General features: G+C 70.2%; 7 protein-coding genes. All 7 read right to left on the reverse strand.

Annotated elements, in window-relative coordinates:
* Positions 1 to 144 precede the first annotated feature (144 nt).
* The 7 genes from P1P75_RS35770 to P1P75_RS35800 all read right to left on the reverse strand — a co-directional run bounded on the left by P1P75_RS35770 (position 145) and on the right by P1P75_RS35800 (position 9,523).
* Positions 145 to 1,257, reverse strand: a complete 1,113-nt coding sequence (locus P1P75_RS35770; RefSeq protein ID WP_319263352.1) for a helix-turn-helix transcriptional regulator — start codon at positions 1,255 to 1,257, stop codon at positions 145 to 147.
* Position 1,258: 1 nt separating this feature from the next.
* Entirely contained in the window at positions 1,259 to 2,206 is a 948-nt protein-coding gene (locus P1P75_RS35775; protein WP_319263361.1) for a DUF4097 family beta strand repeat-containing protein, read from the reverse strand.
* 296 nt (positions 2,207 to 2,502) lie between these two features.
* The gene (locus tag P1P75_RS35780; RefSeq protein WP_073491365.1) at positions 2,503 to 2,682 is read right to left on the reverse strand and encodes a DUF6104 family protein; all 180 of its coding nucleotides are present in this window, start codon (positions 2,680 to 2,682) and stop codon (positions 2,503 to 2,505) included.
* Positions 2,683 to 2,769: 87 nt separating this feature from the next.
* On the reverse strand, positions 2,770 to 6,579 hold the full coding sequence (locus P1P75_RS35785) for a multifunctional oxoglutarate decarboxylase/oxoglutarate dehydrogenase thiamine pyrophosphate-binding subunit/dihydrolipoyllysine-residue succinyltransferase subunit (protein ID WP_319263354.1): 3,810 nt from the start codon (positions 6,577 to 6,579) through the stop codon (positions 2,770 to 2,772).
* Positions 6,580 to 6,881: 302 nt separating this feature from the next.
* Complete coding sequence (locus P1P75_RS35790) at positions 6,882 to 7,985, reverse strand: ATP-binding protein (protein WP_319263356.1); 1,104 nt, start codon at positions 7,983 to 7,985, stop codon at positions 6,882 to 6,884.
* Positions 7,982 to 8,722 carry a response regulator transcription factor gene (locus P1P75_RS35795; RefSeq protein ID WP_319263358.1) on the reverse strand — a complete coding sequence of 247 codons (741 nt, stop codon included), beginning with the start codon at positions 8,720 to 8,722 and terminating at the stop codon, positions 7,982 to 7,984. Before P1P75_RS35795 ends, P1P75_RS35790 begins: the two co-directional genes overlap by 4 nt.
* Before the next feature lie 123 nt (positions 8,723 to 8,845).
* Complete coding sequence (locus tag P1P75_RS35800; protein WP_319263360.1) at positions 8,846 to 9,523, reverse strand: spermidine synthase; 678 nt, start codon at positions 9,521 to 9,523, stop codon at positions 8,846 to 8,848.
* Positions 9,524 to 9,827 lie beyond the last annotated feature (304 nt).

The following is a 9,827-nucleotide window of genomic DNA, read 5'->3' on the forward strand; positions in this document are numbered from 1 at the left end:
GTGCCGGGGTATCGGGGGCGTGGTGGTGTCGGGCGGCGGGCAGGGCCCGGCCCTGGTGACCGGCGACCGGCGACCGGCGACCGGCGACCGGCGACCGGCGACCGGCGACCGAGGGTGGCGGGGTGCCGGTGCCTCCCTCGTACCTCAGTCCCTGCCCGTGCGAAGGATCACCCCGATGTGGGCCGCCGCCGTCGACAGGTGGCGGCGGGCCTCTCGGAGCTGGTCGGCGGTGACTCCGTGGTCGCGGGCCGCGTCGCGGATGTCGTCGCGGAAGCGGTCCAGGAGCCTGTCCAGGTCGCGGGCCGGGTCGTCGCCGGGCGCCTCGTGGGCCCAGGACGGCTCCATGCCGGCCGGGAAGTCCGCCGGGGTCTCGGTGTAGACCGGGCCCTTGGCGGCGGGACCCGCGGCCCGCGCCGACCCCTCGGGCGCCTCGGGCCGCTCCGGGCTCTCGGCGCCGCCCCGGCCGAAGCCGAAGTCCTTGCCGAAGTCACGGCCCAAGTCCTTCCCGAACTCCTTGCCGAAGTCCTTTCCGAACTCGCCGAACTCCTTGGCCAGTTCGGACAGGCCCTCGCGGACGCCCGTCGGCCAGTCACCCCGCGTGAAGTGGTCCTGGACCTGTTCCTGAACCCGTCGCGCTATGCGCTGGACCTCCTCCTGCGCATGGGCCACGGCCCGGTCCTGGGCCTCCTTGGCCTGGCGGCGGGCCCGTTGGGCCTCCTCGCGGGCCCGGCGGCTCTCGTCCTTGGCGCGGCGGGCCTGCTCCTTCCACTCCTGCTTGACGCGCCGCATCTCCTCCTTGGCGACCCGCCACGACTCCTTGTCGCCGTACTCCCCCTGCTCCCCGGTGCCGGTACCGGCACCCGTGCCGTTGCGGGCCTCGGAGGCAGCCGCCCGCATCTCGCGCCGCAGGTCGCCCGCCGCGCCGCGCACATCGGCCCGGATCTCAGCGGCCAGTTCGGCGACCGACTCACGGATCTCCAGTTCCAGGTCGGCGAGTTCACCGCTGCGGTCGGCCAGCTCTGCCCGCCCCGCGTCGGTGATGGCGTACACCTTGCGGCCGCCCTCGCTGGTGTGGGTGACCAGGCCCTCGGTCTCCAGCTTCGCGAGCCGGGGGTACACGGTGCCCGCCGAGGGCGCGTACAGCCCCTGGAAGCGTTCCTCCAGGAGGCGGATCATCTCGTAGCCGTGGCGCGGGGCCTCGTCCAGGAGCTTCAGCAGGTAGAGGCGCAGGCGGCCGTGGGCGAAGACGGGAGGCATGTCAGAGCACCTTCTTGTCGGTCGTGCCGGCGTCCGGGCCGGACGCGGAACCGTCCCCGGCGGAACCGTCCCCGGACAGGGAATTGTCTCCCGGACCGGCGGGCTCGCCGGCCGGAGCGGTCCCCGCCTCCCACGGCCCGTCCTCCAGTGGAGGCCGGCGCAGCAGGGCGATGGAGCCGGAGACCGTCGTGGCCTTGAGGCTGCCGCTGCCCGTGCCGAGGCGGCCGGTGATCCGCTTGGAGCCCCAGTGGCCACTGACCCGGAGATCCTCGAACGCGTTGGAGACCGAGCCGCTCGCGGTGTTCGCCTCCACCTGCGCGTCCGCCGGGTGGGGCAGCCGGATGGCGATCTCGCCCGAGACGCTGGTCAGGCTGATGTCGGTGGGACGGCCCGCCGGGTCGAGGTCGACGATCATCGAGCCGCTCACCGAGTCGGCCTTCACGGAGGAGCCCGCCTCGACGACGGTCAGGTCCCCGGAGACGGAGTTGAAGCGCAGGTCGCCGGTGAGGGCCTGCGCCTCCACGTTCCCTGAGACGGTGTCCGTGCGGACCGGGCCCGTGAGGCCCACCAGGGTCGTGTCGCCGGAGACCCCCTTCACCTCGGCGCGCCCGTCGAGGCCGGAGACCACCGCGCCGGCGCTCACGACACCCACCTCGACGCGGGTGCCGGCCGGGACGGCGAGCGAGACGACGGCACTGCGCTGCCAGCCCTTGCGGTCGAGCCACTTGAGGAAGCCCTTCCAGGGCAGGTCCTCGTACGCCACCGTCAGTGTCCCGTCCCGGTGGGTGACCACGAGAGGGGGTCCCTCGATCCGGGAGACCTCCAGACGGGCGGAACCCCCGTCGGTGCCGACCACGTTGACCGTCCCGTCGACGAGGCGGACGTGCAGCTCGCTCACCGGCTCGTCGAAGGAGAGTTTCCTCGGTTCGGCGACGGACCACTCGGACATGGTGATGACCTCCTCGGCGAGACGACACGCCATATCGCGTCTCCTGAAAAACACGATATATCGCGGGTCCCCGAAGTCAAGACACCCTTTCCGGTGAACGGCCCCCAGCCGGCCCCTAGCCGTCTCCAGTCATCCCCCAGCTGTCCCGCCGGGCACGAAAAAGGGGCGCCCCCTCAGGGGCGCCCCACATGCCGGTGAACCTCCGCGCCACAGGCCACGCATCAAACGTCAGGCATCAAACGTCACGCGGGCAAACGTCACGCGGGCAAACATCACAACACGCCGACGCTCACGCCTCACTCGTCGTCCTCGTCGTCCAGCCGGGCCAGCCACGTCGCCAGCCGCTCCACCGGGACCTCGAAGTCCGGGTTCAGGTCGACGAACGTCCGCAGCTGCTCGGCGAGCCACTCGAAGGTGACCTCCTCCGCGCCGCGCCTCTTCTCCAGCTCTTCGATGCCCCGGTCCGTGAAGTACATGAGTCAAGGATAAGTGGGCGCAAACGGCCGGGCCGCACCCCCTGGAAGGGGTGCGGCCCGGCCGTTGTCCGATGGTGCCGAGGGCGCCTACGCCTCGAACACCTCACGCACCAGCTGCTCCTGCTCGGCCTGGTGGCGCTTGGCCGAGCCGACCGCCGGGGACGAGCCGTGCGGCCGCGAGATGCGGCGCAGACGCTCGCCGTGCGGCACCTCCGCGCCGACGGCGAGGTCCAGGTGGTCGATCAGGTTCAGGGCGATGAACGGCCAGGCGCCCTGGTTGGCCGGCTCCTCCTGGGCCCACAGGTACTTCGCGGCGTTCGGGTACTTGGCGATCTCCGCCTGGAGCTCGGCACCCGGCAGCGGGTACAGGCGCTCGATGCGGATGATCGCCGTGTCCGTGGAGCCACGCTTCTGACGCTCGGCCTCCAGGTCGTAGTAGACCTTGCCGGCGCAGAAGACGACCTTCTTGACGGCGGCCGGGTCGACCGACGCGTCGCCGATGACGGGGCGGAACTGGCCCGTCGTGAACTCCTCCGCCTTCGACGCCGCGGCCTTGAGGCGCAGCATCGACTTCGGGGTGAAGACGACCAGCGGCTTGTGGTGCGGGTTGTGCACCTGCCACCGCAGGAGGTGGAAGTAGTTCGACGGCAGCGTGGGCATCGCGACCGTCATGTTGTTCTGGGCGCACAGCTGGAGGAAGCGCTCGACGCGGGCCGAGGAGTGGTCCGGGCCCTGGCCCTCGTAGCCGTGCGGGAGGAGCAGGGTGACGCCGGACGTCTGGCCCCACTTCTGCTCCGCAGCCGAGATGTACTCGTCGACGATCGTCTGCGCGCCGTTGACGAAGTCGCCGAACTGCGCCTCCCACAGCACGAGCGCGTCGGGGCGGGCCAGCGAGTAGCCGTACTCGAAGCCCATGACCGCGTACTCGGACAGCAGGGAGTTGTAGACGTTGTAGCGCGCCTGCTCCTCGGCGAGGTACTGCAGCGGGGTGTGCTCCTCGCCCGTCTCGCGGTCGATGAGGACCGCGTGGCGCTGGCCGAAGGTGCCCCGCTGGGAGTCCTGGCCGGACAGGCGGACCGGGGTGCCCTCCAGGAGGAGGGAGCCGACCGCGAGGGTCTCGCCCATGCCCCAGTCGATGGTGCCGTCCTCGACCATCGACGCCCGGCGCTGCAGCTGCGGCAGCAGACGCGGGTGTACGTGGAAGGAGTCGGGGATGTTGACCTGCGACTCGGCGATCCGCTTGACGACCTCCGCGGAGACCGCGGTGTTCACGGCGACCGGGAACTCCGCCTGCGGGTCCGACACCGGTCCCGCGCTGGGCTGGGCGGTGACGGCCTCACGGACCTCCGTGAAGACCTTCTCCAGCTGGCCCTGGTAGTCCTGCAGCGCCTGCTCGGCCTCTTCCAGGGTGATGTCGCCACGACCGATGAGGGACTCGGTGTAGAGCTTGCGCACCGAGCGCTTCTTGTCGATCAGGTCGTACATCAGCGGCTGGGTGAAGGCCGGGTTGTCCGACTCGTTGTGACCGCGGCGGCGGTAGCAGATGAGGTCGATCACCACGTCCTTGTTGAACGCCTGGCGGAACTCGAAGGCCAGCCGCGCGACGCGGACGACGGCCTCCGGGTCGTCGCCGTTCACGTGGAAGATCGGAGCCTCGATCATGCGGGCCACGTCCGTGGCGTACATCGAGGAACGCGAGGACTCGGGAGCCGCGGTGAAGCCGACCTGGTTGTTGATGACGATGTGGACCGTGCCGCCGGTGCGGTAGCCGCGCAGCTGCGACATGTTCAGGGTCTCGGCCACCACGCCCTGGCCCGCGAAGGCCGCGTCGCCGTGCAGGGCGACGGGGAGGACCGTGAAGTCCGTGCCGCCCTTGTTGATGATGTCCTGCTTGGCGCGGGCGATGCCCTCGATGACCGGGTCGACCGTCTCCAGGTGGGAGGGGTTCGCGGCCAGCGAGACCTTGATCTGCTCGCCGTCCAGGCCGGTGAAGGTGCCCTCGGCGCCCAGGTGGTACTTGACGTCGCCGGAGCCGTGCATCGACTTCGGGTCGAGGTTGCCCTCGAACTCGCGGAAGATCTGCGCGTACGACTTGCCGACGATGTTCGCCAGGACGTTCAGCCGGCCGCGGTGGGCCATGCCGATGACGACCTCGTCGAGACGGGACTCGGCGGCCGAGTCCAGCACCGCGTCGAGCAGCGGGATGACGGACTCGCCGCCCTCCAGGGAGAAGCGCTTCTGGCCGACGTACTTCGTCTGCAGGAAGGTCTCGAAGGCCTCCGCCGCGTTCAGCCGGCGCAGGATGCGCAGCTGCTCCTCGCGCTCCGGCTTGGTGTGCGAGCGCTCGATGCGGTCCTGGATCCAGCGGCGCTGCTTCGGGTCCTGGATGTGCATGAACTCGACGCCGGTGGTGCGGCAGTACGAGTCGCGCAGCACGCCGAGGATGTCGCGCAGCTTCATCAGGGACTTGCCGGCGAAGCCGCCGACGGCGAACTCGCGCTCCAGGTCCCAGAGCGTCAGGCCGTGCTCGGTGATGTCCAGGTCGGGGTGCTTGCGCTGGCGGTACTCCAGCGGGTCGGTGTCGGCCATGACGTGGCCGCGGACCCGGTAGGAGTGGATCAGCTCGAAGACGCGGGCGGCCTTGGTGACGTCGTCGTCGTGGCTGGCGTCGATGTCCTTGAGCCAGCGGACCGGCTCGTAGGGGATGCGCAGCGCCTCGAAGATCTCGTCGTAGAAGCCCTGCTCGCCGAGGAGGAAGTTCGCGACGACGCGCAGGAACTCGCCGGACGCGGCGCCCTGGATGACCCGGTGGTCGTAGGTCGACGTGAGCGTCATGACCTTCGAGATGCCGAGCTTGTTCAGGGTGTCCTGGCTGGTGCCCTGGAACTCCGCCGGGTAGTCCATCGAGCCGACGCCCATGATGACCGACTGGGCGGGCATCAGACGCGGCACGGAGTGGACGGTGCCGAGGCCGCCGGGGTTGGTCAGCGAGACCGTGACACCGGTGAAGTCGTCCATCGTCAGCTTGCCGTCGCGGGCGCGGCGGACGATGTCCTCGTAGGCCTGCCAGAACTCGAAGAAGTTCAGCGTCTCGGCCTTCTTGATGCCGGCGACGACGAGCTGGCGGTCGCCGTTGGGCTTCACCAGGTCGATGGCCAGGCCGAAGTTGACGTGCGGCGGCTTGACGAGGGTGGGCTTCCCGTCCTTCTCCGCGTAGTGCCAGTTCATCGACGGCATGGCCTTGATGGCCTGCACCATCGCGAACCCGATCAGGTGCGTGAAGGAGATCTTCCCGCCCCGGGCCCGCTTGAGGTGGTTGTTGATGACGATGCGGTTGTCGAACAGAAGCTTCACCGGGACCGCGCGCACGGACGTGGCCGTGGGGACCTCGATGGACGCGTTCATGTTCTTGGCGACCGCGGCGGACGGGCCGCGCAGCGTCACGAACTCGGGGCCCTCGGCAGGGGCGGCCGGCTCGGCCTTGGCAGCCGCCGGCTTCGCGGCCGGGGCCGCAGCCTTGGCGGGAGCCGGAGGGGCCGCCGCGGGCTTCGGGGTGACCGGCGCCGGCGCGGGAGCCGGTGCGGCGGGCGCGGCCTGGGCCGGAGCAGCCGGAGCAGCGGGCGTCGCCGGTGCGGCGGGTGCCGCGGGCGTGGTGGTGGTCGCTGCGGCCCCCGCGGCCGCAGTACCCGCCGGAGCCGAAGGCGCGGCAGCGCCCGGCTTGTAGTCGGCGAAGAAGTCCCACCAGGCACGGTCTACCGAATTCGGGTCCTGGAGGTACTGCTGATAGATCTCGTCGACGAGCCACTCGTTCGGTCCGAACGCGGCCGCGGGATTCTTGCCCGTTCGGTCTGCGTCGGTCGAGATGCTCGATGCGTTACTGGGGGACTGTGGCGACACGGCGGCAACCGCCCTCTTCCGCTTCACAAGGTGATGGACAGCGGGAATAAAGGCTACGCCTCCCCGAGGGTGAAGGTCAGGCCGGGCCACCGCATCGTCGTGTAAGTCACATCGGAAGGGCTGTTTCGGGGGTGGAAATGGCGGGAAACAAACGCGGTTGCGCTGTGAGCGGGATGCATTGAGGCAGGTCGCGCACGCTCAGCGTGCGGACCTGGGCCGACCTCGGTCGGCGGGCTGCCTGATCACACGTGTCCGACTGGGCGAACGTGCGTGGATCTTGTGGCTCCGCTGGGAACTTTACGTCAACTTGGGACGGGAGACTCTCCCGGAAGAGTGATAAGAATCCGGCAACCCCGCTCGGATTCGGCCACTCCGATCCGGCCTCCGTGCAGATCGACCGCCCAGCGGGCGATCGCCAGTCCCAGACCCGTGCCGCCGTCGCTGCCGGGGCCGTGCGGCCGGCGGACGACTCCCCGGTTGAACCGCTCGAAGACCCGGTGCCACTCCGAACGCGGGATGCCGGGTCCCTCGTCCAGGACCTCCAGCTCCAGCGAGTCCGGCAGCGGCCCGCGCCGCGCCCTGACCGTCACCCGTCCGTGCGGCGGACTGTGCTTGACCGCGTTGTCTATGAGGTTCGCGACGACCTGGTGGATGCGCTCCGGGTCCGCGTGCGCGGTCAGCTCCGGAGGGGTCACGTCCAGGTGCAGATGGACGTCCGTACGGGTGTGGTTGCCACCCGAGCCCATCGAGGCCCGGGCCGAGGCCACCATGTTGGCCTCCTTGAGCACACCGGACAGATACGGCCACACCTCGAAACGCCGCCTGCGCAGCGGTACGACGCCGTTGTCGAGGCGGGACAGGTCCAGCAGGGTCTCCACCAGCCTGCCCAGCCGCTCGGTCTGCTTCAGCGCCGTCCGCATGGTCTCGGGGTCGGCCTCGCAGATCCCGTCGACCACGTTCTCCAGGACGGCGCGCAGACCCGCGATGGGGGTGCGCAGCTCGTGCGAGACGTTGGCCACCAGCTCCTTGCGCTGACGGTCCTGGGCCTCCAGCTCGTCCGCCATGAGGTTGATCGTCTGGGCCAGGTCGCCCAGCTCGTCGCGGCGGTTCTCGCTGACCCGGCGGGTGTAGTCGCCGTGCGAGATGGACCGGGCCACGGTGTTCATCTCGTCCAGCGGGGAGGTCAGCGAGTGCGCCACGAACTGCGTGATCAGCAGGGTGGCGATCATCGAGAAGACCGTGATGAAGCGCAGCTCGGTCTCGGTGCGCATGGCGATCATCATCAGCCCGGTGGTGATCAGCACCGAGATGACGACCAGCGTGCCCAGCTTGGTCTTGATCGAGAACGGGCGTACACCGCCCCAGGGCCGCCCGGGGCTTCTCGGTCCGTCCGGCCCGCGGCTCATGGCGTCGGGGTCTCCAGCGCGTAGCCCACGCCGTGCACCGTGCGGATCCGCTCGGCCCCGATCTTCCGCCGCAGCGCCTTGATGTGGCTGTCGACGGTGCGGGTGCCCGAGGCGTCCGCCCAGTCCCACACCTCCGCCAGCAGTTGCTCACGCGAGAGCACCGCGCGCGGGGTGTTCGCCAGGCACACCAGCAGGTCGAACTCGGTGGGCGTCAGATGCACGTCGTCCGAGCGGACCCGGACGCGGCGCTGCGCGTGGTCGATCTCCAGCTCGCCGAGCCGCAGTATCCCGCTGCGCGGCGTCGAGGCCGCGATCGCGGCGCGCTCCACGCGGCGCAGCAGGACGTGCACGCGCGCGGCCAGCTCCCGCATCGAGAACGGCTTGGTCATGTAGTCGTCGGCGCCCACGCCGAGGCCGACCAGCATGTCGGTCTCGTCGTCGCGCGCGGTGAGCATCAGTACCGGCACCGGACGGGCGGCCTGCACGCGACGGCAGACCTCCAGACCGTCGAAGCCGGGCAGCATGATGTCGAGGATCAGCAGATCGGGCTGCCAGGCCTCCGCGGTGTCGACGGCCGTCGGGCCGTCACCCGCCGTTTGCACGAGGAATCCCTCGGCACGCAGGCGGGCCGCGATGGCGTCGACGATCGTGGGGTCGTCCTCGACCACCAGAACCCGCCGCTGCGCACCGGGTGTCGCCGTCGCCGTGCCGTTGTGCGCGGTGTGTGTCTGCTCCATCGCCCGCCCCTGAAGTGTGCTTTCCGGAACCAGTGGGGTGATTCCTTTTCTGCGCATGACTGCGGTTGACGCCTTAAGCATCTGCGTCAGGGCAGCAGCGTACGGGGAGTCACCGCGGCTTTGCTATCCAGGTCGGACGGCGAGGTGCACGACGTCCGGCACGCCTCGGGCAACCGGGATCTCTTCGGTACGCACCTGTTGGAACCCGGCATTCCCCAAGGTTCCCTCGAATTTGGGAGACGGCTGGGCGGACCATACCGCGAGGACCCCGCCCGGTCTCAACAGCCGGGCGCAGCTTGCCAGTCCGGCCGGTGAGTACAGCCCGTCGTTGCCCTCCGTGACGGTCCAGGCGGGCCCGTTGTCGATGTCGAGACACAGCGCGTCGAACGTGTCGGAAGTCTCATTGACGTAGTCGAGCAGATCCGCCTCCACGATCGCGGTGCGTGGATCGGCGAGCGCGGGGCGGGAGATGGCGGCGAGCGGGCCGTCGAGGTGCCAGTCGATGACGGCGCGTTCGCGCTCGACGACCGTGACGCGGCCCCAGCGGGGGTCGGCTGCGGCGTGTGCGAGCGAGAATCCGACGCCCAGGCCGCCGATCAGCACGTGTGGTGCAGGGCGGCCGTCCAGCGCGGTGAGGGCGGCGTCCACCAGCAGGCGTTCCGAGCGGCCGTCGGAGGTGTCCATCAGGAAACAGCCGTTGGCGATGATCTGGAGCAGCCCCCCGTGCCGGCGCAGGACGACCTCGCCGTAGGGGCCCTCACGACGGTCCAGGACTTCGGGGGTGTCGTAGGAGACGGGCATCGGACCATCTTCGCATCGGGCCTGACGGTTTGTGGGGGAATATCAGGGAGGGGCGTTCGAGTGGCGGTGACACGGGTGGGCGCGTTGACGTCCCTGGGTACGGCCGGCGCCTGAGAGGTTGCTGTGAATCGGCTGTCGCGTGGCGTGGGTCACAGACAGCGGCGTCACCGGAGGCGAAGGGTGGAGGGGAACGGAAGGAGCGCCCCACGGTGGAACGCACGCTGACCGGTACGGCGGCATCCGGCCCGACCGGCTCGCCCCCGCCCCTTCCCGACGCCCGTGGCCTCCTGGACGGCGTCCCCCG

The organism is Streptomyces sp. ID05-39B, assembly GCF_033794725.1.
Lineage (GTDB): Bacteria > Actinomycetota > Actinomycetes > Streptomycetales > Streptomycetaceae > Streptomyces > Streptomyces bobili.